Annotated in this window: 30 protein-coding genes; 16 read left to right on the top strand and 14 right to left on the bottom strand. The window is 32.7% G+C overall.

Annotation, left to right across the window (positions count from 1 at the left end):
- Positions 1-10: 10 nt before the first annotated feature.
- Positions 11-1,744 carry a mechanosensitive ion channel family protein gene (locus ACOQN3_RS10285; protein ID WP_420546357.1) on the bottom strand — a complete coding sequence of 578 codons (1,734 nt, stop codon included), beginning with the start codon at positions 1,742-1,744 and terminating at the stop codon, positions 11-13.
- Between the two features lie 171 nt (positions 1,745-1,915).
- Between ACOQN3_RS10285 and ACOQN3_RS10280 the strand changes: the two genes are divergently transcribed.
- From ACOQN3_RS10280 to ACOQN3_RS10265, 4 genes are all read left to right on the top strand, one after another.
- The gene (locus ACOQN3_RS10280; RefSeq protein WP_420546356.1) at positions 1,916-3,256 is read left to right on the top strand and encodes a KamA family radical SAM protein; all 1,341 of its coding nucleotides are present in this window, start codon (positions 1,916-1,918) and stop codon (positions 3,254-3,256) included.
- A gap of 93 nt (positions 3,257-3,349) precedes the next feature.
- Positions 3,350-4,795 (top strand): type I glutamate--ammonia ligase, encoded by a 1,446-nt coding sequence (gene glnA / locus ACOQN3_RS10275; protein WP_420546355.1) that lies wholly within the window; start codon positions 3,350-3,352, stop codon positions 4,793-4,795.
- A 92-nt stretch (positions 4,796-4,887) separates the two neighbouring features.
- Positions 4,888-5,526, top strand: a complete 639-nt coding sequence (locus tag ACOQN3_RS10270) for a hypothetical protein (protein ID WP_420546354.1) — start codon at positions 4,888-4,890, stop codon at positions 5,524-5,526.
- A gap of 175 nt (positions 5,527-5,701) precedes the next feature.
- Complete coding sequence (locus tag ACOQN3_RS10265; RefSeq protein ID WP_420546353.1) at positions 5,702-6,856, top strand: J domain-containing protein; 1,155 nt, start codon at positions 5,702-5,704, stop codon at positions 6,854-6,856.
- Here the strand turns inward: ACOQN3_RS10265 and ACOQN3_RS10260 are convergent.
- Complete coding sequence (locus ACOQN3_RS10260; RefSeq protein WP_420546352.1) at positions 6,853-8,562, bottom strand: HAMP domain-containing protein; 1,710 nt, start codon at positions 8,560-8,562, stop codon at positions 6,853-6,855. The genes ACOQN3_RS10265 and ACOQN3_RS10260 overlap by 4 nt on opposite strands.
- Before the next feature lie 185 nt (positions 8,563-8,747).
- On the opposite strand from ACOQN3_RS10260, the gene ACOQN3_RS10255 reads away from it, so the two are divergent.
- Positions 8,748-9,740 carry a cupredoxin domain-containing protein gene (locus ACOQN3_RS10255; protein ID WP_420546351.1) on the top strand — a complete coding sequence of 331 codons (993 nt, stop codon included), beginning with the start codon at positions 8,748-8,750 and terminating at the stop codon, positions 9,738-9,740.
- Positions 9,741-9,777: 37 nt separating this feature from the next.
- Here ACOQN3_RS10255 and ACOQN3_RS10250 read toward each other — a convergent pair whose 3' ends face one another.
- Complete coding sequence (locus tag ACOQN3_RS10250; RefSeq protein ID WP_007402606.1) at positions 9,778-10,077, bottom strand: ATP-binding protein; 300 nt, start codon at positions 10,075-10,077, stop codon at positions 9,778-9,780.
- Positions 10,078-10,204: 127 nt separating this feature from the next.
- Entirely contained in the window at positions 10,205-10,810 is a 606-nt protein-coding gene (locus tag ACOQN3_RS10245; protein ID WP_420546350.1) for a hypothetical protein, read from the bottom strand.
- Positions 10,811-10,839: 29 nt separating this feature from the next.
- Here ACOQN3_RS10245 and ACOQN3_RS10240 point away from each other — a divergent pair, with 29 nt between their 5' ends.
- Positions 10,840-11,991 (top strand): aminotransferase class V-fold PLP-dependent enzyme, encoded by a 1,152-nt coding sequence (locus tag ACOQN3_RS10240; protein WP_420546349.1) that lies wholly within the window; start codon positions 10,840-10,842, stop codon positions 11,989-11,991.
- On the opposite strand, the gene ACOQN3_RS10235 is transcribed toward ACOQN3_RS10240, so the two are convergent.
- Positions 11,986-12,243, bottom strand: coding sequence for an Lrp/AsnC ligand binding domain-containing protein (locus ACOQN3_RS10235; protein ID WP_420546348.1), 258 nt, complete (start codon positions 12,241-12,243; stop codon positions 11,986-11,988). The two genes, ACOQN3_RS10240 and ACOQN3_RS10235, sit on opposite strands and share 6 nt — an antisense overlap.
- A gap of 74 nt (positions 12,244-12,317) precedes the next feature.
- On the opposite strand from ACOQN3_RS10235, the gene ACOQN3_RS10230 reads away from it, so the two are divergent.
- Both ACOQN3_RS10230 and ACOQN3_RS10225 read left to right on the top strand, forming a co-directional pair.
- Positions 12,318-12,965: a cyclase family protein gene (locus tag ACOQN3_RS10230; protein ID WP_420546347.1), complete on the top strand. Its 648-nt coding sequence runs from the start codon at positions 12,318-12,320 to the stop codon at positions 12,963-12,965.
- Positions 12,966-13,007: 42 nt separating this feature from the next.
- Positions 13,008-13,502 carry a dual specificity protein phosphatase 23 gene (locus tag ACOQN3_RS10225; RefSeq protein WP_420546346.1) on the top strand — a complete coding sequence of 165 codons (495 nt, stop codon included), beginning with the start codon at positions 13,008-13,010 and terminating at the stop codon, positions 13,500-13,502.
- A gap of 1 nt (position 13,503) precedes the next feature.
- Here ACOQN3_RS10225 and ACOQN3_RS10220 read toward each other — a convergent pair whose 3' ends face one another.
- The 3 genes from ACOQN3_RS10220 to ACOQN3_RS10210 are packed head-to-tail and all read right to left on the bottom strand — an operon-like array spanning position 13,504 to position 14,380.
- Positions 13,504-13,650, bottom strand: a complete 147-nt coding sequence (locus tag ACOQN3_RS10220; protein ID WP_420546345.1) for a hypothetical protein — start codon at positions 13,648-13,650, stop codon at positions 13,504-13,506.
- 9 nt (positions 13,651-13,659) lie between these two features.
- Entirely contained in the window at positions 13,660-13,812 is a 153-nt protein-coding gene (locus ACOQN3_RS10215; RefSeq protein WP_420546344.1) for a hypothetical protein, read from the bottom strand.
- 31 nt (positions 13,813-13,843) lie between these two features.
- Positions 13,844-14,380, bottom strand: coding sequence for a hypothetical protein (locus ACOQN3_RS10210; protein ID WP_420546343.1), 537 nt, complete (start codon positions 14,378-14,380; stop codon positions 13,844-13,846).
- Between the two features lie 51 nt (positions 14,381-14,431).
- Here ACOQN3_RS10210 and ACOQN3_RS10205 point away from each other — a divergent pair, with 51 nt between their 5' ends.
- The 5 genes from ACOQN3_RS10205 to cobJ all read left to right on the top strand — a co-directional run bounded on the left by ACOQN3_RS10205 (position 14,432) and on the right by cobJ (position 18,149).
- Positions 14,432-14,710: an RpoL/Rpb11 RNA polymerase subunit family protein gene (locus tag ACOQN3_RS10205; protein WP_420546342.1), complete on the top strand. Its 279-nt coding sequence runs from the start codon at positions 14,432-14,434 to the stop codon at positions 14,708-14,710.
- Position 14,711: 1 nt separating this feature from the next.
- The gene (locus ACOQN3_RS10200; RefSeq protein ID WP_420546341.1) at positions 14,712-15,029 is read left to right on the top strand and encodes a transcription factor S; all 318 of its coding nucleotides are present in this window, start codon (positions 14,712-14,714) and stop codon (positions 15,027-15,029) included.
- 34 nt (positions 15,030-15,063) lie between these two features.
- Positions 15,064-15,810 (top strand): proliferating cell nuclear antigen (pcna), encoded by a 747-nt coding sequence (gene pcn, locus ACOQN3_RS10195; protein ID WP_420546340.1) that lies wholly within the window; start codon positions 15,064-15,066, stop codon positions 15,808-15,810.
- Between the two features lie 35 nt (positions 15,811-15,845).
- Positions 15,846-17,249: an aspartate kinase gene (locus ACOQN3_RS10190; protein WP_420546339.1), complete on the top strand. Its 1,404-nt coding sequence runs from the start codon at positions 15,846-15,848 to the stop codon at positions 17,247-17,249.
- A 102-nt stretch (positions 17,250-17,351) separates the two neighbouring features.
- Positions 17,352-18,149: a precorrin-3B C(17)-methyltransferase gene (gene cobJ / locus ACOQN3_RS10185; RefSeq protein WP_420546338.1), complete on the top strand. Its 798-nt coding sequence runs from the start codon at positions 17,352-17,354 to the stop codon at positions 18,147-18,149.
- Here cobJ and ACOQN3_RS10180 read toward each other — a convergent pair.
- From ACOQN3_RS10180 to ACOQN3_RS10170, 3 genes are all read right to left on the bottom strand, one after another.
- On the bottom strand, positions 18,143-19,186 hold the full coding sequence (locus ACOQN3_RS10180; RefSeq protein ID WP_420546337.1) for a tyrosine--tRNA ligase: 1,044 nt from the start codon (positions 19,184-19,186) through the stop codon (positions 18,143-18,145). The two genes, cobJ and ACOQN3_RS10180, sit on opposite strands and share 7 nt — an antisense overlap.
- Before the next feature lie 310 nt (positions 19,187-19,496).
- Positions 19,497-19,685 (bottom strand): C2H2-type zinc finger protein, encoded by a 189-nt coding sequence (locus ACOQN3_RS10175; RefSeq protein WP_420546336.1) that lies wholly within the window; start codon positions 19,683-19,685, stop codon positions 19,497-19,499.
- A gap of 59 nt (positions 19,686-19,744) precedes the next feature.
- On the bottom strand, positions 19,745-20,311 hold the full coding sequence (locus ACOQN3_RS10170; protein ID WP_420546335.1) for a hypothetical protein: 567 nt from the start codon (positions 20,309-20,311) through the stop codon (positions 19,745-19,747).
- Between the two features lie 82 nt (positions 20,312-20,393).
- Here ACOQN3_RS10170 and ACOQN3_RS10165 point away from each other — a divergent pair, with 82 nt between their 5' ends.
- Both ACOQN3_RS10165 and ACOQN3_RS10160 read left to right on the top strand, forming a co-directional pair.
- Entirely contained in the window at positions 20,394-21,476 is a 1,083-nt protein-coding gene (locus ACOQN3_RS10165) for a DegT/DnrJ/EryC1/StrS family aminotransferase (protein WP_420546334.1), read from the top strand.
- Positions 21,473-21,943: a tetrahydromethanopterin S-methyltransferase subunit A gene (locus ACOQN3_RS10160; RefSeq protein ID WP_420546333.1), complete on the top strand. Its 471-nt coding sequence runs from the start codon at positions 21,473-21,475 to the stop codon at positions 21,941-21,943. Before ACOQN3_RS10165 ends, ACOQN3_RS10160 begins: the two co-directional genes overlap by 4 nt.
- Here the strand turns inward: ACOQN3_RS10160 and ACOQN3_RS10155 are convergent, their stop codons facing one another.
- From ACOQN3_RS10155 to ACOQN3_RS10145, 3 genes are read right to left on the bottom strand one after another with little or no spacing between them, the layout of a single operon-like run.
- Entirely contained in the window at positions 21,944-22,297 is a 354-nt protein-coding gene (locus tag ACOQN3_RS10155; RefSeq protein ID WP_420546332.1) for a dUTPase, read from the bottom strand.
- Between the two features lie 39 nt (positions 22,298-22,336).
- Positions 22,337-23,230 (bottom strand): PfkB family carbohydrate kinase, encoded by an 894-nt coding sequence (locus ACOQN3_RS10150; RefSeq protein ID WP_420546331.1) that lies wholly within the window; start codon positions 23,228-23,230, stop codon positions 22,337-22,339.
- Between the two features lie 11 nt (positions 23,231-23,241).
- Positions 23,242-23,694, bottom strand: a complete 453-nt coding sequence (locus tag ACOQN3_RS10145) for a hypothetical protein (RefSeq protein ID WP_420546330.1) — start codon at positions 23,692-23,694, stop codon at positions 23,242-23,244.
- Positions 23,695-23,825: 131 nt separating this feature from the next.
- Here ACOQN3_RS10145 and ACOQN3_RS10140 point away from each other — a divergent pair, with 131 nt between their 5' ends.
- On the top strand, positions 23,826-24,314 hold the full coding sequence (locus tag ACOQN3_RS10140) for a hypothetical protein (protein ID WP_420546329.1): 489 nt from the start codon (positions 23,826-23,828) through the stop codon (positions 24,312-24,314).
- Positions 24,315-24,391 lie beyond the last annotated feature (77 nt).

Raw genomic sequence — 24,391 nt, 5'->3', positions numbered from 1 at the left:
AAAAATGAAACTATTCGTCTCCTTCTCCACGTCCAATATCTCCAAGTCCAAATTTATCAATAACTTGATCTCTATCTGAATCTAACTTACTAATCTCCTCAAACTCCTTCTTTTCATCTCCTTGATAGATTGTTCTAATTGGCCATGGAATTCTTATATCGTATTTCTTAAATTCTTCATACATTATCATTCTTAGATCTGTTTTTGTTTTGAATTGAGCACCATAATCTCTTACATAAAGCCACATTGAAAAATCAAGTGACGAGTCATTAAACTCATTAAATCTAACAACAGGCTGTGTGACCTCCACATGAAGTTCCTTATCACAACCACAGCTAGGTTTGTTTTTGTCAAGATATGGGCATCTATTTTGTCTAACCAAATGTCTTCCCTTGATATCCACAATCTCTTTCATTCCTCGTTTGCCTACCTTTACCAAAATTGATGCAACTTGTCTGGGATTATTCAAATAAGAAACCCCCACCTTAACAATTGCAGGGACTAATTTGTTTTCCTTGGAGTAATTTACAATTTGGGCATTTACCAATTGTCTAGTTGGAATAACTGCTATTGACTCATGCAATGCATCTCTGATATATGTGACTCTAGGCGTAATTTTGTGTACATAGCCATTGTATCCTGTCTCAAGTTGAACCCTGTCTCCTTCAATGAAAATTTTGTCTTTTCGAATCATAATGTATGCAAAATAATTTTGCATAGTTTCTTGTAAAGCCAAACCTAATCCTATTGAAAATCCTCCTGTTGCTGTTGCAAGTACAATCAAGTCTACTCCCCACCAAGCTAGTGTAGCTAAAATTGTTGCCAAAAAAATTCCTAGTGGAAGAACTTGTTTTGCAGATTTTGGCAGTCCTTCTCTTTTCTTTTTAGCATATCCTGGAGGACGAGAGCTTGGAATTATCGGATCATATCCTTGTTGCCTTTTTTCTTCTCTCCACACATCTATTGGGAAAATTTCATCAGGTTTTGCACCCGGATTTAATTTTCTACCTGATTGGTTATTTCCTGTAACACAATTTTGGAAATATTTGTCATATTTCTTGCGTTCTGATTTCTTCCATTCTTCAAATGGTTTATCTATTAATTTTTCATATCCCCCGATTGGATTTCCTTTTGTAGTCCGGAAATTTTCTAGATATTGTAATCCTTCTTTTGTTTTAATTAAATTATTAAATTCTTCTTCTTCTATGTCTTCTGGAACAATTTTTGGAGGAACCCACTTGTATAATGTGTGAAAAAATTTATCTTTATCATCGCTAAATCCTCTCATTTCAAACCAAGAATCAAAATCATCTTTTTCTAAAATTGATTTTTCTCGTTTAGTAAGTATAATGGGAATAAGATGTGATATTGTGTAACCAATTACTAAAATGTTGAATGTATTGAGAATTTTTGCAAATTGTTCTTGTGCTGATGTTTCAGCATCTAGAGATAATTCTTCGTCAAAAAGAACTCCGGTTTGAATGTAAACATTGATTGTAGTAATTAACGCAATTGCAAAAAATGGCAATACTGCTCTTCGTAAGAATCTGGCAAAATGTGGTCGTTTATAATAGAATTCTTGTGAACCTACCCAAGATGAGAATTTCTTGTATCCAATTGCAATTGCAATAATCCCAATGACCATCATAAAAAAAGCAATTTGAAGCGATTCTGATGATGCTAATAGTTGTGAAACAGTCTCAAATTCTCCAACTGAGATTTGTGATAGTTCTTCTTCTGCCAATATTCATCACTATTCTAATTAAATTCCTCTCCTAGAATACAAACGTTAAGACATATGGTCAGAGTTTATTGAAATTAGAATCAATTTTTTTGCAAATTTAACAGGAAAATTTGAAATTTATGTAAATATGAAGCATGTAACCTTTAACAAGGGTGATGTACTAATAAGTAAATGGCTCAACAAGAATCAATCTGGGATGATTCACCCACTCTAAAATCATATACACTCTCAAATTTTCGTCAACTGCCACAGATCCAAAACCTTTCTGAAGAGACACGATTTGAAATGGAAGTAGTTGGAAATGTTTTACCATTTAAAGCAAATAACTATGTTGTTGAACATCTAATCGATTGGAATAACATACCTAATGATCCAATGTATGTTCTGACTTTTCCACAAAAGGGAATGCTAAAATCAGAGCACTATGAAAAAATGGAATTTGCCCTAAAACAAAATTTTGATAAAAAAGAAATCGCTTCGGTTGCAAACGAAATACGTCTGCAACTAAACCCCCATCCCGCAGGACAAATGGAACTCAATGTTCCTACTCTAAAAGATGGGACCAAATTATATGGAATGCAACATAAATACAAAGAGACATGTCTTTTCTTCCCTAGTCAAAGCCAAACTTGTCATGCATACTGCAGCTTTTGTTTCAGATGGCCACAATTTGTAGGAATGGATGAGATGAAATTTGCAATGCAAGAAGGTGAGCAATTGGTTCAGTATGTTCAAGAACATCCAGAGATTACTGATATTCTATTTACTGGAGGTGACCCAATGATTATGAAGTCAAAAGTATTTGCAAAATATATTGATCTCCTTATTGAGTCAAATCTCCCTAATCTGAAAACAATTAGAATTGGAACAAAATCTTTGTCATACTGGCCATACAAATTTTTGACAGATTCTGACTCACTAGAAATGTTAGACGTCTTCAGAAAGGTAACAGATAATGGATTGCATCTTGCATTTATGGCTCACTTTAATCATTTGAATGAACTATCAACACTATCTGTCAAACAAGCAATAAAAGCTGTTAGAGAAACTGGTGCAGAGATCAGAACCCAATCTCCACTTTTGGCACATATCAATGATGATGCATCAATGTGGGCCCAAATGTGGAATAAACAGGTCCAACTTGGATGTATACCATACTACATGTTCGTTGTTAGAGATACAGGAGCTCAACATTATTTTGGTGTTCCATTAGTAAGAGCTGCTAATATTTTCAAGGAAGCATATTCAAAAGTCAGTGGACTTGCACGTACTGTTCGTGGACCCAGCATGTCTGCAACTCCAGGAAAAGTTCACGTTATGGGAACTACCACCATTAATAATGAAAAACTAATAGTTCTAAGATTTCTACAAGGTAGAAATCCAGCATGGGTAGAAACTCCATTCTTTGCAAAATATGACGAAAATGCAATTTGGTTAGATGACTTGAAACCTGCATTTACAGACAAATTTTTCTTCGAAGACGAGATGGCAAGATTACAGTCTAAAAAATAAAATATTCTCATTCAAATTTTAGAATTTACATGACAATAAGGACAAATCTATCTTACTAAACAACATTAGTAAATCAATCCATTAAAAATATCAGTGAATTCCAATCAGGTCCTAAGTACCATTAAAGAAGAAAATATTTCGTTTATTGATTTTTGGTTTGTAGATATTTTTGGAGAATTGCATAATGTGGGAATGCCCAGTTATGCAATTGATGAAAACAGTTTTGTAAATGGACTAGAAAAATTAGATGCTAGTTCCATCGTAGGATTCAAATCTGTAAACAACTCAGATATGATTTTAATGCCTGATCCTAATTCATTTAAAATTCTCCCAAATGATTATGATCCAGGTAACCGAAAAAACGCAAGAATATTTTGTGATCTCTACGAGGGCAATACAAACAGTCAATCTAGATATAATCGTGATTCAAGAGGAATTGCGCATAAAGCATCTAAAAAACTCAAAGAATTTGGTCTTACTCATACTAACTGGGGACCAGAAATAGAGTTTTTTGTATTTGATACGATTAATGTTTATCCTTCTCCTTATGCTGCTACTCATTCGTATGGAGGCTCTGGTTATTCTATCGAATCTAAAGAATCCCCTTGGGCCAAAGGAAATGTAAGTACTGCAATCGATATCAAAGAAGGATATTATCCATCACAACCCAAAGATACTCTTGAAGGATTTAGAAAAGATGTTTGTGATGATTTGTATAATTATTTTGGAATAAAAATTGAAGCAGAACATCATGAAGTTGCAACTTCTGGTCAATGTGAAATCAATTTAGTTTATGATGAAATGATTTCAATGGCAGATGATGTAATTGCTGTTAAGAACCTAGTTAAGGTCAAAGCAAAAAGGAAAAATAAAGTAGCTACCTTTATGCCAAAACCAATTTTTGGTGATAATGCATCTGCCATGCATACACATCAGAGCTTATGGAATAATGACACCAATGTAATGTATGATGTAAATGATGAACTAGCACAAATGAGTCAAATTGGACGATATTATATTGGAGGAATCCTGTCTCATGCATCTGCACTGTGTGCAATTTCGAATCCTACCACTAATTCTTACAAACGTTTGGTGCCTGGTTTTGAGGCTCCGGTTAATGTCTGTTGGGGATTAGGAAACAGATCGGCTGCAATAAGGGTTCCAATGTATAATCGAAACCAAGAAAAGAGTAAGAGAATAGAATATCGTGTACCAGATCCTACTGCAAACATATACCTTTTAGAAGCCGCTTTATTACTTGCAGGATTAGATGGAATAAAAAATAAAATTGATCCTGGTGACCCTATTGAAGAAAACGTCTACAAACTTTCTTCAGAAAAAAAACATGAATATAAAATTGGATCATTACCTGTCTCGTTAAAGGGAGCACTTGATTCACTGAAAAGTGATTCAAAATTTCTTGAAGAAGTATTTACAAAGGATTTTCTTGACACATATTCTGAACTAAAATACAAGGAGTATACTGCCTTTGCCCAAACTCCTACTGCATGGGAAGTATCAATGTATGCAGATGCCTAGTGTGGTACAAGCATCAAAAAAATATAAAGATTGGATTTAATTATTTGAAATTAAGTAGAACCTTTTTAAAATAATATTTGATTTTTTAATTATTGAAATTTAAAATTTTGATTTTATTGTCATTGATTATTCCAACCACATTTGGAATTGCTTATGGTCATACAGTTGATTCTGTTGGAGAATACAGAGTAGAAATTGGTTGGATGAATGAACCCGTTGTATCCGGAGAGACTAACGCTATTGAATTCTATGTTAGTCCACTAAAACCTGGTGTTGAGTTAAAGGATCAAAAATTTGAGAATGGGATTTCCGGTTTAAAAAAAGCCATTAAAATACAATTAGTATACAAGGAAAATAATATTACACTACCGTTGTCTCCTGATCACAATATTCCAGGAAAATATTATGCCTTTGTCAATCCTACTGTCTCTGGATTCTATCAAGCTAACGTAATTGGAACTATTGAGGATACACCAATTAGCCTATCGATGCATCCTCCAAAGGTAGATGAACGTTCATACATAGAATTTCCAGAACCTTCTGATCTTACTTTAACTCAAATAATTGATGGTCACACTACATTGATTGAAGATATTAATGATCTAAAAGAATCAGTAAATGATCTGGAACAAACAAATCAACAAATGAATATTGGATATTTAGGTGTGGGAATTGGATTAATTGGAATTGCTATTGCAGTGATTGCATTAATCAAATCTAAAAAAAATTAATTATTTTTAATTTCCAAAACCTATGATCAATCTTTGAATAGAACAAAAAACAAACACATTACTTTTATGAAAAAACAGAATACTGACATTGATTATAAAATGACTATAATTTTACAACACTAGTAGTGATAACCTACAAGTATAGGACTTCGAAAGTTAATCTTGTTGGGTTAAAATGGTTGAAAGTAATTATGATATTTTGGGTATAGTTGAAGGTTCAACTGAGAAAGAAATCAGAGATGCATTTAGACGCCTTGCTCTTCAGTATCATGCTGATCGTGGTGGAGAAAACGAGCAATTTATCAAAATTAAGCAAGCCTACGAAGATCTAAAAATTGGAAAAAAATATCCTGAAACAAACATAGAGAAAATAAAAAATTCCAGAGTCTACAGTGGAGATAGCGAAGCAGATGTTAGAAAGAAAAATCAGATCTTAGGCCAACAGCTTTACAAAGAAATGAAAACTGCTGAAGAGTGGGCAGCAGCATTGAATAGAACTAATTCAACTGCTACGCGACTTTTTGGTTCAAAAACTTTGGGTGAAATTGAACTTGAACGAAAAGCAAATGGTGCATTATCTATCAAAGGCAATTTCATGGCAGGAAGCTTATCTTATGATGGACCAATTATTATGCAAGGCAGTATTACTAGTCCATCTTGGACTGAAGAATTCAGAACAAACATACACTTGACTAAAGGAGACTTTAAGTTCATTAATCCAATCGAAAATAAATACAAAATTGAAAATGGAGCAAAAATTCTTGTAGACAACGGGGATGTAGTGGTTGGAAATATTTTTGGAAGAAAATTTCGAGTTGAAGATCCTGAAGGAAGAGTTGGAGTTTTTCAAATCCAAGAACACAGAACATCCGTCTCAGCTCCAAATGGGAAAATTATTGCCGAAAATGTAGCAAACACTGTTTCACTTGATGCTGATACTGTGATTGTACTTAATGTTGAAGATGACGTGAGAATATCTGCTCGTGAAATTTTATTTTATGGAGGAAAATTAACCTATGATTCTGTTATTGAATTAAAAGAAGGAGGTTCAATTAGATTCTTTGAGAAATTTTCAATTCAGGGTTTAAGTGGAGATGCCATTATCAAACTAGAAAATGGAAAACAAATCCGACTGTTCGATGTTAAAACAAAAAAAATTAAAGATCTTTCAGATGAATTTGTAGCCAACAAAGAAAGTTATGGAAAAGATGCTACCATGGTAGGCAATGGTTTTACCGTTACCTATGATATGTTAAACAATTTATCAAAAAAATCACCTAAGAAACAAAAAACAGGCTGGGTATCTAGATTTGGTTTTTCTAGAGACTAGTCTTTTTGAATATTTCTTGAAACTACGTATCCCGCATAACCATGCTCAGGAGAAATCATCTCGCTTTCTATTCTCTTAAAAGAATAATCATCTAAATCCTTGATCGTATCGTAAAAGTCTTGTCCGATAATCACTCCGTTTGCAGGTGCACCTCGATTGATTTTTGCGCATCTGTTAACAGTAGTTCCAAAAATATCATTGACTGAAGATGTTGAGGTTTTAGCTATTCTGACAATTCCATATGTTGCGCTTATCCTATAGTCTAAAAGTGGAAGATTCTGCTCTTCCAATTTTTTAACAATATCCTCATGAGCATCACCTAAGGCCAAACAACAATCAAGACATTTTTTTAAACCAATTTGTTCTTTTATGTCATCAACAACAAAATAGAAAAGTAATGCATCTCCAATATTTTTTACTATGATGCCTTCAAATTTTTTGATTATGGCTCCAATAGAATTCAAAAAGATCTTGTAAAATTCACTTGTTTCAGAATCTGTCAAGTTTGCACAAATTTTTGTCGAATTCATAATGTCAATCATTCCAACACCATATTTCTCGCTATGATCTGAAAATTGTAATAAAATATCTTCTTGTTGTTTGATTACATCTTCCTGCTCCTTTATCTCTATTAACGAGTCTTGCAGCTTTTGTGCCATAGAGTCAAACGCATGTGAAAGCTCTCCAATTTCATCACGTGTATTGATGTTTGTTCTAACTTCAAAATTTCCACTTGAAATATTATTTGCTGCATTTTTTAATTTAATAATAGGTCTAGAAAGAGATTTTGATATTACAAAAGCTACAAACCCCATGCCCATTGTAATTGCTAATCCTGTGTACAGTATTCTTTCTCGCAAAGTTTCCATTGGCTTTTCAACTTCGGCTTTATCGATTTCTGCTAGCAAGACAATTTCTAAATCAGGTGCACAATATGATGATCCATAAATTGGGGAGTTACGATATCCATCATAAAATCCATGATAATCTTTTCCTTCGTCAAAACATTTTTGCACAGCTACAGTATCAACTTCTTGCTGGAATATTGCATCTTTCATAAATCTTGAATCTGATAACATTAACAATTTGTCGTTAACAATATACACTTCACCAGTTTCGCCTAATCCACTTCTATTTAGTAAAATATTGTCTATAGCTGCTGTTCTCATTCTTGAAATTATTACTCCAATTGGTTCTTCTTCTTTTTTATCGTCTTCAGCAAATACTGGTGAAACCACAATCATTTTTTTGCCTGAACCCCCTGATTCAAATTCTATGAATGATCCCTGTAATCCCCTTTGAAACAATGGATCATTTATGTAGTTTTCATTTTTGAATCCACTAAGAGAAAAAAACGGCTTCCCGTTGGCACCAATTATTTTTACATCTTCAAATCCAATCGAAAATCCGATCAATTCTTGAAATGCCTGTACCTGGATGAGAAAATCCCTTCTGTTCACTTCTGTACTTTCTCTTTGTTCCTCTTCTGGAGTTTCGTTAATTTTTAAAATTAATTGTTGTATCATAGGATCATTGGCAAGAATATTGTTTTGCTCAATCCTTGCCTCAAAAAGTAATCTTAATGTTTCTCCCCTTACTGTTGATTCTCCTAAAAGCTGCTCTCCCGCCCTCTGTATTAAAATTTGATCTGCATAATTAAAGCTGAGATATCCTATAATTGAAAGTGCAATCACAGATACTAACATTACTAAAAAAATCAGCTTTTTATCAAGATTAAATGAAATCTCCAATCTAATTCTCATCCATTTTATCTGAATATCAAGGCTTCTAGTAATTTTCTGCGTTTTTTCTTAAAACACTCTATTGAGACCTCATTCAAAGTTGAGAATAATATCATCCATTTAATTATAAAATTTTATTCCTTGTTCATATGCATTTCATTATTCTATTTTTATTGCTGAGTATTTTGATATCCGTAGAAAGTGTATATGGTGAAGAATACATTGTTGATATTCCATTTGGGGCTTATAATCCTGAACTAAACACTCCTGCTGAAATATGGTATAATCCACCACAAATGTACATCTCTGTTGGTGATACCATCACCTGGTATAATGACGATAAGGAAGGTCACACTGTTACTAGTGGAGAAGGTTCAGGTAGGTTTGGATGGATGAGTGATAATTTTGGCACCCCTGATGACTACTTTGATAGTGGAAGTTTTAGGCCTGGAGAATCATGGACATTTACTTTTGAAGAGTCTGGAACTTTTTCCTATTATTGTACAATTCACCCATGGATGGAAGGGGTTGTAATTGTTGAAAAAAAAATCCCAGATTATCCACATGATGCAACTGGTAAAAAAATAGAATTTCCTCTTTTAGTATATACCCCAGATCAAAATATTGAAGTTAATCTAACTTGGGATCCACAAGTTATCAAAACTCATGAGAAAATACAGTTTGTATATCAGTTCTATGATCCACAAACAAACTCTAATCTTGCAGAAATGAAGTACAATTTCATTATATTCCAAAATGGTGTTGAAATTTTTCACGATGAAGGTCTAAGTCAAATTGGTGGCGATTATCGGAATTTTATTTTCAGCGAATCGGGTTCTATTATAATTAGAATTGAGGGAATTCAATCACCGTCAATTTTAGCAGAAGAAAGTGTAACTGTATTTGGCGATGTCCAAAACAGTGAACAAAGATCGGTCGACTTTACTGCTGTAGTATATGATAATCCTGAAAAAACTACTCATGAAGTATACCATACTAAGCCAGCTCAAAGACTTACGCTTTACTACGAATTAATGCTATTCATTATCTTAATTCCTGCAGTGATGTTTATTGGGGCTTTACTCTGGTTAAAGAAAAAACCATCTGTAAATGAAGGCAGGCCTGGAGCAGTAAAAATCTAAAATAATAAAAAGAAATTAAAAAAATGATTGAACTAATCTAATCGATTAATTCGGTCCAACCTTTTACGAAGACTGAGTTCTTGTAGAGTGGAACTGGTTGTCCAACAGTAAAGTCCATTGGTCTCATCCAAAAGATTGCTTTTGTTGGGCATACACCAATGCATGCACCATCAGAAATACATCTCTCTGGGTAAAAGACAAATGCTTTACCTCTCTTCCAGCCTTCAACTGGTTTTACTCTAAGGACATCTGGACCTAATGTTGTACAGATTTCTACACATAGTGCACATCCAATACACATTTGTTCGCTGATGTCTGGAATAATTCCTACTGGCATAACAAAATTAAATCCAAATTCGATCTTAATATAATTTGCCTAGAATTATGAGCTTATAACGCCGTTTCGAATTTTATAACGCCGTTTCACAATTTGATCGCTTAGAGGTTGATTTCTCGATAGTTGCTTAGATCTGATATTTTTTTAAAATTCTGTTCTTTTCATCAATATTAGTAATCAATAGTTTATTTTCAATTTTATTAAGCAAAAATAACCCTGATTCTTTTATTCCTACAAATTTTTTTCCTCCCGGTGTAGTAACCCAAGTATCGTTGTCTTTTCTTCTCGCTGTTGATGTTACTATGATTGTTGAACCTGTTTTTTTTGCAATTGACGCAAGTAACATTATACAAGAATTAATGAATTTTGCAGAATCATATTTATCGTTTAGAATATTGTAAAACCCATTTAGGGAGTCAATTATTACTAAACTTTTTTTTAAGGATATTTTGGCTAATATATCTGATATTCCTCGTTTTAAGTTTCCTTCATTGGGATTAAGAATTGTAATGTTGCCTTTTTTCTTAATGATTCCAGAGTTTACATATCCAGTCAAAAGTAAATCCAGATCTATTACAATCACAATATCCCCTACAGAATTGATTAATTTATTCAAAAATTCTACTTTGTAAAATGGTTCTGAACATAATATTGTATTTTGAATTTGTTTCTTGAATTCTTCACGTATGTTTATTAGGTTATTATCTAAAATCAGCTCAGAACTTTTATCCAACGTCAATATAGCTTTTTACGTATATAATAATGAATTTAGCGTCAAAAGATATCTCATCAGATTTTCCTACCTCAAAAAAGATTTACCTCAATAATGCATCTGTATCACTCATGCCTTATCAAAGCATTAAAGACATGAGTGATTTTTTATTACGGTACAATTCTATGGGTCCTGATTCTAAAGAATCTGAAAATCTTATTGTTGAAAAGCTTAGAGATATAAGAAAACTAGTTGCAAAACTTATCTCTTGTCAGCCTGATGAAATTGTTCTTACTCAAAGCACCACTGATGGAATTAATATTGTTGCAAATGGATTGTCTTTTGAAAAAAATTCGAATATTATTATTCGTGGTATGACACATGAACACCATTCAAATTTTTATCCATGGTTAAAACTTAAGAATAAAACCTTGATCAAAAGTTTACCTATTGATAAAGACGGATTTTTTAAAACAGATGATCTAGAATCTTTTATTGACACTAACACTAGATTGGTATCAATCAGTCATGCATTGTATAACACTGGCTCAATAATGCCTGTTGAATCAATTTCTAAAATCCTTAAAGACAAAATTCCATTTTTTATTGATGCCGCACAAACCATTGGATGTATAGGCGATATTGACATGTCAAAAATTAACTGTAATTTTATGTCGTTTAACGGTTCTAAATGGCTGTGTGGTCCTATGGGTACTGGTTTATTTTATTGTAATAGGAAGTCTAGCGAACTCTTAGAACCGTCTACAATCGGAGGAGAATCTGCAATCATTTATGATGACACAAATTTAGCATTTAAAGAATTACCGGACAAGTTTCAAACTGGATTTCGAAATTATGTTGGAATGATCGGATTAGAATCCTCTATAAAATATTTAATTAATTTTGGTATGAATAACATAAGAAAGAAAAACCAACATTTGTCAAATCTTTTTAGAGAAGAATTATCTAAAATACCTAAAATAATTTTGTATGGACCAGATAATCCAAACAAGAGGACTAGTATAGTCTCTTTTAATCTAAAGGGATATGATCCTCAACAAATTGTTGACAAACTTGAAGAAAAAAATATTATTTTAGCAGTAAGAGAAATTTTCAAAACAAAACTTGTACGAGCCTCTCCTCATTTCTTTAACACAGAATCCGAAATCTTTCAAGTAATTAACGAAATTAAGAAGCTATAGATTTTCTTGCTCTTCTATTACCATCATTGTTAAAGTTGATTGAACCTTGCTGATCTTTCTAACATTGTTGGTAATAATAGCACGTAATTTCTCTGCATCATCAGATGATAGTTTTAGTACAATATCATATACGCCATAAACTCCTTGAACTTCATAAGTGATTTTCTCTTTATCTAGAATCTGTTTTACCTCTGTAATTATCGACTCATCTGATCCCAAATCAGAATTTAATAAAACATATGCAGTTGGCACACGAGTTTTTTAATGAATTAGTATTTAACTTTTCATAGTTCAAAATTGATTAATTACTATCAGATGTTACTAGTATGCATTCAATAGATCTCACTCTAACCATATCTGGGAGTACTCCATCTTTTCCAGATTCTCCAAAAACACAGTTAATCTCTTGGTCAAACATTAAAGAAGATGGTTACAATATGGAATTGTTATTTTTTAGCTCTCATACTGGAACTCATATTGATGCTCCATTTCATTTTGTTAGGAATGGGTTAAAAATTAATCAAATTCCACTTGATAGACTAATTGGAAAAGGTATACTTGTTAAAATACATAAACCAAAAAACACAGCGATAACAAAATCAGACATTCTCTTATTTGAAAAGAACCATGGGATTATTCCAAGCAACTCTTCTGTATTCTTTATTTCCGGATGGATAAAAAACTTACAAAAAAAAAATTATTTTAAAGAAAATCCAGGCTTGTCAGTATCTGCTGCAAAGTATTTAGCTTCAAAAAAAATTAATCTGGTTGGTATAGATTCACCAAGCATAGATCTAGGAAAAGATATCTCATTTAGAGTTCATAATGAGTTGTCTCAAAACAATATTTTGATTGTAGAGAACTTGATAAATTTAGATAAAATTAATTCACTAACTTTTGATTTTTCAATTCTTCCTCTTAAACTAAAAGATGCAACGGGTTCTCCAGTTAGAGCAGTTGCATTCTGTAATTAGCAATTCGTAATGCTAAAAATATAGCTTATCTCAATATTTTTTATGAGTAAGCCAGGAAATTTATGGAGAAAAGTTCACGGAAAAATAACAAAAAAACCTACAAACTTTTCTTGGGTTATTGAAGAAAAATTAGCAGGTTCAGGAATTCCTACTACATTTGATGAATTCACTTGGATCAGAAATCAAGGGGTAAGTTCCATTGTTACAATGACTGAAAATTCTCTTCCTGAAAATTGGACAAAAGACATTGATTATCTCCATGTACCAACACCAGATCTCACTGCTCCTGATATGGAGAAAATTGAACTAGCTGTAGACTTTATCCAAGAACAAATAAAAAATAATCAATCAGTAATGGTTCATTGTGCTGCTGGAATGGGTAGGGCAGGAACGATTTTGGCATGTTATCTTGTGAAATACAAAAAATTTTCCGCTGATTCGGCAATAGAGAAAATTAGAAGTGAAAGACCTGGATCAATTCAATCTGAAGTACAAGAATTAGCAATTGGATTTTTTGAAAAACACGTGAAAAATTAGTTCAGATAAATTCTGATACTAGTTTTCCATCAACAACTTTAATTTTTAAAATTTTATTCTCTTGAAAAGTCAAGGTTATTCCTCCTTCCGAATTTGGGTCTTCTACTTTTACAAGTTCAATCATTTTTATTGCGTCAAATTTTTCCATTCATCTCACCTATTCTGGAATTGATACTGTCTCAATTTTTCCATCAACTACTTTGATAAACAAAAATCTGTTGTCTTTAAAGATAAAGGTTATTCCTCCTTCTTTATCTGGCTCTTCCACTTCTAATACTGGTTGTCCTAATAGACCGTCATATTTTGCCATATTCTATTCCTCAAAAAAGTTCTTTATATCCCTAATTGATGTTGACCTCAATTTCGCTAGAATTATTTTTAATATTACCTGGTTCTGTGTAATCATGTTTCTGCCAGGATGCAAAAACTTCGGCCGTTACCTTATGTGTTCCACTTCCTAGATCTGAGGCCTTGAATGCAAACTTTTCATTAAAATCAAATAGCTCTTTTCTAACATCTTCTTCTGAAAGTTTAATGAATGGTTCAAAATTTTTGGCTACTTGAACCCATATTCGTCTATCCTTCATAGGATTAACTAACTTTGGATTTCTTGTCCAAAATATTGAGGCTTTTCTATAGGTGTCTATAGTCCTGCCAAGCTCCTTTTTTCTGAAACCTCCTGACATCAATTTTACGCCATATTTCAGTTTGAAGGAAACATCATTGTTGTTGTATGCTTTTGTCCAATTAGCCTCATTGAACGCATTTCTAAGGTCACCTTCAATTGAAAATTGAACATTAATCTCAACTGTATCATCTAGGGAGTATTTGTCATTTGATTTTACTAGTTCTATTTGTGAAATCTTACTTTCTGCCATTCTAACCGCTCATAATGATTTATATCCACAATAAGTTCTTTTTCCGAATACATGAAGGCCAAAGTGATCAGCTCTGAACCAAAAGAAATCAACCTCTCAGTCACTGAGACTGATATAGGAATTTTATATATTATCCAACATGAACTCCTGAAGGCTTCAAATATTGAGTTTGCAGGCGTTATCGTAAAACATCCTCTAACGAACGAATGCTGGATGAGAATTAATTCCAGCGGAAAACCTCTAGGGGAAATTGACAAAGCCACCGACTCTGCCATTAAGCAAGCAGAAGAGTTAAAACAATTGTTTAATTCTAAAATCAAGGTAAATTAGATTGAAGTTTTGCCCCAAATGCGAGGTTAAATTAAAAAAGAATAACTCAGAGTTAGAATGTCCTAAATGTGGGTATACTGAAGGACAGAAGATTGTCGAAGAAAAAAAAAGTGTTGTTGAAGAATCTCCCAACAATGAATTTAATGTATTTGAAGGCAATGAAGGGGAAGAATCCTTACCAACAATAAAAATTGAATGTGAAAAATGTGGACACAATGAAGCAGTGTGGTGGATGCTACAAACAAGAAGTGCTGATGAACCAACGACTCAATTTTATCGCTGTACAAAATGTAAATACACTTGGCGTAATTACGCATAACGTTTAACTTGAACTGAGAGTGAAGTAAGTTAATTTGACTTTTGGAGCAAAAACAAGCGGTTCAGACGACTTGAAAGCAATAATTTCAGCAATCTCTACATTGGTTGAAGAAGCTACTTTTGTCGCAACTGCAGAAGGAATAACTTTTAGAGGAATGGATCCATCTCATGTAGCTCTTATTGACATTTCATGGCCTAATTCTGCCTTTGAAAAATATGAATGCGATAGTGATATTAAATTTGGAGTTAGAATTGACGAATTTTCAAAACTCATTAAGCGAGCAGAAAAAAAAGATAGTATCGAGATAGGTATATCTGATCAAAATATGTTGCTTGTAACAGTTGGAAAAAATAAAAAATACAAAATGCGTCTAATTGAAAGTTCTGCAACTGACACTCCGTTGCCAAAGATTCCATACAACTCAAAGATTATACTTTCTTCTTCCAAATTTGACAAGATTCTTGGCGATGTACAAGTTGTATCTGATTATTTAACAATCAATACATCTGGTTCTAATGCAAATTTTTCAGGCAAAGGTGATTCTGGTGAAGTCACAATTGATCTAGAAAAAGATGATGATAACATTGAAGAGATTACTTCGCAAGAAGACAGTACTGGTACCTACAGCCTTGAATACCTAAATCCTGTGGTAAAAGCAGTAGGAAGCACAGCTGGTTTTATTACTTGTGAATTTTCCAGTGCAAAACCTCTTAGAATTGAATTTAAAGTGGCAAATATAGGAAGAATTCATTTCTATTTGGCTCCACGCGTGGAAAGTTAAAGCATTTAAAGATTAACTATTTCAGATATTTTGAATTGAGATTAGTTGTAAAATATGGCGGACCGTCAATTTCATCTGTAAAAGATATTCAAACTATTGCTAAGAATATTCGTCTATTATCTAAAAAAAATGAGGTTACTGTTGTTTGTTCAGCAGTTCATGGAATAACTGATGATTTACTAGAAATATCTGATTTAATCAGAAATGAAGACAAATCCAAAGCAGAACAAGTAGTATCTAAAGTTATTAACAAACATAAACAATTAGCCACGAAAACCATCAAGAAACCTAATTTACAAAAAAAATTATTATCCAAACTAGATCAAGATTTTTCAGAACTTCTTGCATTAATTGACGGAATAGTTCTGCTCGGCGAAGTTACTTCTAGATCTATGGATTATCTAAGTTCCTTTGGTGAGCGATTGTCAATGAAACTAATCTCAGCAGCAATCAATGATATTGGAAAAAAATCTGTTCCTCTGACTGGTAAAGAAGTTGGAATTGTAACTGATTCTGTATTTGGAGAATCAAAACCTCTTATGGATACTACTAGATTGAGGGTTCTAAAAACAATTGAAACTTTATTTTCAAAAAACATAGTTCCAGTTGTAGGTGGATTTACAGGTGCAGATCAACACGGACACATAACCACATTTGGCAGAGGCGGATCTGATTATTCTGCAACCATTATTGGTTCTTGTATTAAAGCAGATGAAATTTGGTTAATGAGTAATGTAGATGGCCTAATGACAGCTGATCCAAAGATCGTTAAGAATGCTAAAGTACTCAAAGAGGTTTCTTTTGTAGAAGCTATTGAAATGGCATTATTTGGAGCAAAGCAAATACACCCACGTACATTCGAACCCCTCTTGTCTCAAAAAATACCCATGAAAATTCGAAATTCTTTCAACATGGATAATCAAGGTACTCTTGTGACTATTTCACCTTCATCTTCTTTTAAAAATACTGTAAAGTGTGTAAGTAATGTACAGCATAACGGACTAATTGATATTAGAGGTGGCAGTATGATAGGAACTCCGGGAACTGCTGCAAAGATTTTTGCCACTCTTGCTAATTCTGGAATTAATGTAATGATGATTTCACAAAATCCTTCTGAATCAAGTATTACCATAGTTGTAAAAAATTCTGATCTTGATAAAGCAGTTAATGTATTGGAAATGGATTTGTTAGGAAAAATAATTAAAAAATTAGAAGTTACTACCGATGTTGCAATTATTGCATTAATTGGATCTGGAATGAGAGGTACTGTTGGTGTTGCATCTAAAGTCTTTGGTACGATTGAGAAAAAAGGAATTAATGTATCCATGATTACTCAAGGTTCATCTGAACTTAATCTGGCATTTGTTGTAAAAAATTCTGATACAAATAAAGCTGTAAAAGCATTACATGATACATTTCAACTTGCTAAAATCAATTAAATTATTTTTTAATTGTAATTTTTCTCTTTATTGATATATTGGTTAGTATAACTCATCAATTTACTAAAGGGATAAATTACTTGAAAAAAGATTTTTACTAAATTGACTGGTAAACTCTACATCGTAGGTGTTGGACCTGGACACCATGATCATATGACATTCAGAGCTAAGGAAGTGATTTCGGAAAGCGATACAATTGTGGGTTATGAAACGTATGTCAATCTAGTCCAAGATCTTATAGAAGGAAAAACCATTTATCGTTATGCTATGACCCAAGAAGTTGAACGAGCCCATCAGTGTATTGATCTTGCAAAATCTGGAAAAATTGTTTCACTTGTGTCTAGCGGAGATCCTGGAATTTATGGTATGGCTGGATTAATCTATGAAACACTAGCTGAAACGGGATGGAATCCTACTGATGGCTTATCTGTAGAAATTATTCCTGGTGTGTCTGCTCTAAATTCATGTGCATCAATAATTGGCTCTCCATTAATGACTGATTTTGCAGTTGTCAGCATGAGTGATCTGTTGGTGCCATGGGAAGTTATTGAAAAACGAGTTGAATCCGCTGCTCAAGGTGATTATGTGATTGTAATTTATAATCCCGCCAGCAAAAAAAGAATTCATCAACTTCAGGACACTAGAAAAATTTTATTAAAATACCGAAAGCCCACAACTCCTGTTGCAATAATAAAGGGCGCATTTAGAGAATCTGAAACAGTCGTTATGACAGATCTAGAAAACTTACCAAATTATTCAGACGAACTCGGAATGATCAGTACTGTTATTATCGGAAACTCATCTACCTATACATACAAAGATTTAATGATTAATCCTAGAGGGTACAAATCTAAATATAATTTAGAAGAGCAAACTAATCCTAATCCTGAAGTTCAATAACTTTTCTTGATTGCATTCTGTATTTCTTCATTTAGATCTAGTTTTTCCCTTATAGGAGAAATTACTTTAATCAAATAATTTCCAATTGTTTGTTTCAAATCTCCCGGATGTAGTTTCTTTTCAGAAAAATCTTTCTCTAATTGCTCATATTTGTTGTAGGAAATATTGCCACCAAATTTTTCAGGTCTTTCAATGTTAATTTCCTTGAATTCATGGAAAATTATTGTATGTGCAATTTCTAATAATGGGTTATTTTGAATATTTGTTTCCTCACACCAAGCTTTGTTAATTTTTTTCTTTATTTCGTTATCCGTATTATGAATAAAGATACCTGAATTAGGATCTGATTTACTCATTTTTCCTAACTGTGAGTCATTATTGTTGTTAGGTTTTGTTAAACCTGGTAATAATCTGTGGTGGACTGCAACTGGAACTTTCCAGTTCATTTTAGGGAAAACTTCCCTTACCAACATGTGTATTTTTCTCTGATCCATTCCCGCATGAGCTATATCTACATCTAAAGAATGGATATCGACAGCTTGCATAGGAGGATATAGCAACTTGGCAAGTTCAATCTTTTCTTCATTTTCAGAACGGCCCATTATTGTAAGAGTTCTCATAGTTCTTGCTAGAGACATATTTTTTGTAAACTTAACAAGTTCAGACCAATATTCTCTTTTTTCTTCGTATAGTTTTGATCCTAATACTATTTCAGCCTCCGGACATACAATCTTAAAAGCATCATGATAATATTTAGAAACCTTTGAAATCGCTTCCCAATCTCCTCCTAATTTATCATTAATTAGAGTGTGCCAATCAGCCAGAAAGACAGTACATTTTACACCTGCCTTTGCAAAATCATTTATCTTAAACCCAGTACTGATCAAACTACCTAGGTGAAGAAAACCTGATATCTCTAAACCAATGTAATGTTTAGGAGATGAATTTGTTTGGAATAAGTTAATCAATTCATCACGAGTAACCACTTCTTCAGTTGGTGATTTCTCGACAAGTTCAACTTTTTCTGTAATGTCCAAATCAAACCAAATTTTGAGACGTAACCCTATAAAGTTATTCTATCTTGAAAAAAATTCAACCTTTGAATAGTAGGTACAATAATGCCTTTTATGACTCTTGAAGATGGCCTAGAATTAATACAAAATTATAAGAAAGGACTAGAAAAATTTTTAGAAACATTACCTTAGTCAGTTCAATAAGGTCCTGAAATAACAAAAATTCTAACAATGAACTCAAAAAACGAAATTGCTAATCTTGAATCAATTGAGAAAGCACTTAGAAGATAAAATCAAACAATACCTTATTTTCAATTAAACTAAAACAAATCTTCTACTTACAATTTTTCTTATGTTTTCTTAAATCATCAGTTGTGTTAAATTCAGTTCCACAAATTCTACATTTTTCCTTTTTTTTATTATGAGCTTTTTCGCCATGTTTCTTTAATCTATCTGAATCAGGAAATATTGTACCGCATTTTTTACATTTTAATTTGTTGGAGTTAGATCCAAATAATCCCACATTAGACTTAATAGCTAATAGTAGAAAAAGGTTTTAGAATTTTATCTTATCGTGTTATATCATTCATCTTCTAAAATTTTTCTGGGTTTAATACTCAAGTAAAATGCATGAGTGCTAATGATAAAAGCTGCAAGAAATACCTTAGTTGCAAAAACTAAATTCCACGGTCTATCAGGATCAGGATATGCCACTAATAATCTATCTATGTCTGGTACCATTCCATTGATTGTTCCTGCTGTAATCTGTGCATTGAGTACAGTAAAATTGTATAATACCTCATAGAGTGTAATTATTGAAAATCCCAGAAGCATTAATTGCAATAATGCCATCCTTGCACCAACTATTTTGTTCCCTGCAGTTCTCTTCCATCCTATCCTAGATACACAATACCACCCAATTATAGTAGAAAAAAATATCCATGTTGAAACTCGTGCAAAGTTCTCAAAAGGAATTGTTGTGTTGTGAATTGCCTCTCCCATCACATATGTACCATTTTCCATCCATTCTATCGTAGTAACATATACTCCATAAACAAGAGATGAAGCCATAATGAATCCACAAACATAAAAAATATACAGAAAAACTTTGTAACCCGGATCTTTATTTTCTAGATGTCGTGATTTCATTATGCCGTTAGCCAAATTGTGAAATATAAAAATTCATGTATATCAGACGAGATTTATAGACTAGTTATAAGCAGATTTACTGTTGAAAATTGTAATTAATACCCCCATTATGGGAAAAGAGGAAATTTCTGCAGTAACCTCTATTATAAGACATGGTAATTTGACATCTTCTGCAAATTTAGGAGGAAAACATGTCCAGAAATTTGAAAAATCTGTTGCTTCCTTTGTAAAATCAAAATATGTTATAGCTGTTAATTCTGGCACTGCAGCATTGCAAGCTGCTCTTCATGCACTAGATGTCAAAAAAGGTGATGAGGTTTTGATACCTTCCTTTACATTTGTAGCAACCGCAAATGCAGTTGTATCTACTGGGGCAAAACCTATCTTTGTAGATATTTTAAAAGATAATTTTACAATTGATCCGGATGATGTTGAAAGAAAAATTACAAAAAAAACACGAGTCATCATACCAGTTCACTTGTATGGCAATGTTGCACATGTAGAAAGACTGTCTGAAATTTCAAAAAAACATAACCTCTCCATCATTGAAGACTCCGCCCAATCCTTGGGTTCAACTTTCAAAGGTAAACATACTGGGACATTTTTTGATATGGGATGTTACAGCATGTATCCTGCCAAAGTTGTAACTTCTGGTGAAGGTGGCTTTGTTACAACAAACAATAAAAAATTACGAGATAAATTATTAATGATTCGTAATCATGGAATGGTTCATGGATATGACACTAAAATATTTGGATTAAACTTGAGGTTGCCTGAAATTAATGCTGCAATAGGAACAACACAAATGAAAAAACTTCCCAAATTCTTAAACTCAAGGAAAAAAAATGCAGAAATACTTTCAAAATATCTTTCAGATTTGGACATTAAGGTATATCATCCTAGAAAACATGAAAACGTTAATTGGTATCTCTATACAATTACAACCCCAAAACGAAATAAACTCTTGAACATTTTACACAAAAAAGATGTTGGCGCAGCAGCATATTACCCTCTATCCATTCATAAGACACCGTTTTACAAACAAGATGCAATTTTACCTGTTACTGATTGGGCAGCATCAAGTGTTATCTCTTTACCTATACATCCGAAAGTCTCTCAAAAAGATCTCAAATTTATTTCCAAAATCATTCATGAAATATTATGAACGCATTAGAAGAAGCAATTGGCACTCTTTGCAAGATCATCCTTCCCATCCCTGAAGAATCATACCATGGAAATCCTGAAGCATCATTAGCAGTATGCACCCTTTCCAGCATAAATCTACTAAAAAAATTCCAAAATTCAGAAATTATGAGCCAAATATCTATTGCAGGAAGGCTACTCTCTGAAAATAAGGGAATTGACTCAATTATCCGATATCTTAGTAAGCATCAAAACGTCACTACTCTAATTCTTTGTGGTAAAGAAGTATGGGGTCACAAAGCTGGTCACTCACTACTTAAATTACATAAAAACGGAATTGATGAAAACAAAAGAATTATCGGTTCCACAAGTCCCGATCCATACTTAACCGTGTCTGAAATTCAAATCAAACATTTTCAACAAAATGTTGGCATTGTAAATTTGACCAATGAAACTAATTTTGAACAAATCATTAAAAAAATAAATTAACTAATACCCATTTCTTTGCCTTTCACGATTAATTTCATTTTTCTTTTTGTACTCCTCCACAATATCATCTGGTTCGAGATTTAATTCAAGTGATGCTTGCACTACAAAATGCCATATGTCAATCAATTCTTCCCGTGCATCTGATTCATTGAACTCGGTGGGAATCTTCCACCATTTCCAATTGGTAGTTCTCTGTAGTTCTACTGCCTCATGTATAATTGCAGTACACAAAGCTGAAATTCTTCCTTCGACATCTTTTGGATATCTATCTAATTTCATCATTGTTGAAAGACCTTTTTGTAGATTAAATATCTCATCTAATCTATCTTCATCTTTCTCAGATATTTTTGTCATTGTTAAATCAGATTGTAAAATAAATGAACTTAAGTCTTTTTAGAATCGGATCATTTTTTCATACGTCTTAATTCGCTTTTTGATATCTGTTTTTTTAAGAGATACTAATCCATCTATACCATATTTTTCAACTGCAAAAGATCCTAACACATTTCCATATACTACAGCTTTTTTAATTTCTGATAATCTGGTAGAATTTTTACTTGCAAGATAACCAATCATTGCACCTGCAAAAGAATCTCCTGCACCCGTTGGATCCACAACATCTTCCAATGAAAAACCTGCAGTTGGAAAAATTACGTCGTCATAAAACATCAGAGAACCGTGCTCTCCTTTCTTTATAATTACATATTTTGCACCCCATTCCATCATCTTCTTGGCACATTTTATCAAATTGAATTCTTTTGTTAGGATTTTAGCTTCTTCGTCATTTATGACAACTGCATCTACAGCTTTTATCATCTTAATCACCGAATTTCGTTTAGTTGATATCCAAAAATCGATCGTGTCACACATGGAAAATTTAACACTATCAAATTCTTTAATCAGTGAGATATTTTGTTCAGGATCATTATTCGCAAGATACACAAATTGAGATTTTTTATAATTTTCAGGAACTTTAGGTTTGAAATCTGCAAGTACGTTCAACTCTGTTTTTAAAGTAGACCTCATACTTAGAGTATTATCGTAACTTCCATCATAACGAAAGGTTTTCCCGTCTTTGATCGCAAGACCTTGCAAATCAAGAAATTTTGCCATAGTTTGGTGATACTGCTTGGGAAAATCACTTCCAACAACAGCGATTAATCCTGTCTTTACAAAATTACTAGCTGAAATTGCTGCAAATGTTGCGGCTCCTCCTAAAACGTTTCTCAAAATTTTTTTCGGAGTTCTAATGGTGTCTAATGCTGTAGATCCAAAAACTGTAAGCATTTGAGAAAAAACTACTCTTGATGTATAAATTCCCTTGCTTGTTCTTCTGTTGGATAATAAACAAATGGCACATCAATGGAAGTAAATAATACATCATATTTTGTCACACCTGTAATTTTTAGTGATTGTGAATTATCACTATCTTGAGAATTTGTGTGAAAATTTCCTTTCACCATACTCTTGCTTAATGGTTCTAAGGTAAATGATTCTAGTGTACCTTTACCAACCATTCTCTCGTTTGCAATAACAAAAAATTCAGTTTCTCCTGCATTCAATATTAGCAATGATGGATTCTCAAATTGTAACTCTATGTTATAATTTGAACTCTTTTCTGTTTTATCAAGTAATTCACTTTCTGTAATGCTGACTTCGATTTGTGAGGCAGAAGCGTATTGAGAATATCCAAAAATGCTGATACCTAGTACAAACAGTACAAAGATTCCAACTTTTTTGGATGTTTCCATGAACAATTTTTTTAAATTTACGTTTTAATCTAAAAGGAAAAAAATTCAAATAAATTGTGTAAACTTTTTAATCTAATCTTAAACCTACTTAGAGCTAACAAAATAAATCAAAACTATATCATAATTACACATTGGCCAGAATTAAGCTCAAAATTGGGGAAAATGAAATTGAAGTCGATTCTAGAGATTTCTATGTAGATAACAGTACCCTAGATGATGTAATTAAAAATCTGATACAATATTTGCCTGAAAACTCTTCTGCTGTTACACATGATTATAACCACCATGATGCTTCAATAAAAAATTCATCTAAAGCACAATTCGCTCTTGACTATCTGGATGATGCTGAGGCATTTGAACCTGAATTTAATGAACCAAAACATATCCCAATCAATGAAATAAAATCAAAACTACAAATTCTAAAAACAAGTAAATTTTTTGATTCTCCAAAGACTGTAACTGAAACGGTTCAACAACTTCATGAATATGGTTGGGCTACAAGTCCTTTAGATGTATCAAAAATCCTAGCAAAAATGGCATCTAGTAAAGAACTATTGAAAAGTTCTGATGAGAATATTGCTCATTATTTCCTTAAAAATGCCCTCGTTGTCAACTCTTAGAGTATCTACATATTTTGCATTCTGAGAAAATCTCTCCATCGAGGTGATCAAAGTGCGTATTGCACACATTACAAGTA

This window comes from Candidatus Nitrosopumilus sp. (assembly GCF_965223225.1).
Classification (GTDB): Archaea; Thermoproteota; Nitrososphaeria; order Nitrososphaerales; family Nitrosopumilaceae; genus Nitrosopumilus.
Note: the sequence above shows the minus strand (reverse complement) of the source record. Positions and strands in the feature narration are given on the sequence as shown.

Coding starts and splice junctions, on each gene's coding strand:
- ACOQN3_RS10280 (WP_420546356.1), top strand. CDS start 1,916: ATGGCTCAACAAGAATCAATCTGGGATGATTCACCCACTCTAAAATCA.
- ACOQN3_RS10265 (WP_420546353.1), top strand. CDS start 5,702: ATGGTTGAAAGTAATTATGATATTTTGGGTATAGTTGAAGGTTCAACT.
- ACOQN3_RS10260 (WP_420546352.1), bottom strand. CDS start 8,562: ATGTTAGTATCTGTGATTGCACTTTCAATTATAGGATATCTCAGCTTT.
- ACOQN3_RS10255 (WP_420546351.1), top strand. CDS start 8,748: ATGCATTTCATTATTCTATTTTTATTGCTGAGTATTTTGATATCCGTA.
- ACOQN3_RS10250 (WP_007402606.1), bottom strand. CDS start 10,077: ATGCCAGTAGGAATTATTCCAGACATCAGCGAACAAATGTGTATTGGA.
- ACOQN3_RS10240 (WP_420546349.1), top strand. CDS start 10,840: ATGAATTTAGCGTCAAAAGATATCTCATCAGATTTTCCTACCTCAAAA.
- ACOQN3_RS10230 (WP_420546347.1), top strand. CDS start 12,318: ATGCATTCAATAGATCTCACTCTAACCATATCTGGGAGTACTCCATCT.
- ACOQN3_RS10225 (WP_420546346.1), top strand. CDS start 13,008: ATGAGTAAGCCAGGAAATTTATGGAGAAAAGTTCACGGAAAAATAACA.
- ACOQN3_RS10220 (WP_420546345.1), bottom strand. CDS start 13,650: ATGGAAAAATTTGACGCAATAAAAATGATTGAACTTGTAAAAGTAGAA.
- ACOQN3_RS10215 (WP_420546344.1), bottom strand. CDS start 13,812: ATGGCAAAATATGACGGTCTATTAGGACAACCAGTATTAGAAGTGGAA.
- ACOQN3_RS10210 (WP_420546343.1), bottom strand. CDS start 14,380: ATGGCAGAAAGTAAGATTTCACAAATAGAACTAGTAAAATCAAATGAC.
- ACOQN3_RS10205 (WP_420546342.1), top strand. CDS start 14,432: ATGAAGGCCAAAGTGATCAGCTCTGAACCAAAAGAAATCAACCTCTCA.
- ACOQN3_RS10170 (WP_420546335.1), bottom strand. CDS start 20,311: ATGAAATCACGACATCTAGAAAATAAAGATCCGGGTTACAAAGTTTTT.
- ACOQN3_RS10160 (WP_420546333.1), top strand. CDS start 21,473: ATGAACGCATTAGAAGAAGCAATTGGCACTCTTTGCAAGATCATCCTT.
- ACOQN3_RS10155 (WP_420546332.1), bottom strand. CDS start 22,297: ATGACAAAAATATCTGAGAAAGATGAAGATAGATTAGATGAGATATTT.
- ACOQN3_RS10150 (WP_420546331.1), bottom strand. CDS start 23,230: ATGCTTACAGTTTTTGGATCTACAGCATTAGACACCATTAGAACTCCG.
- ACOQN3_RS10145 (WP_420546330.1), bottom strand. CDS start 23,694: ATGGAAACATCCAAAAAAGTTGGAATCTTTGTACTGTTTGTACTAGGT.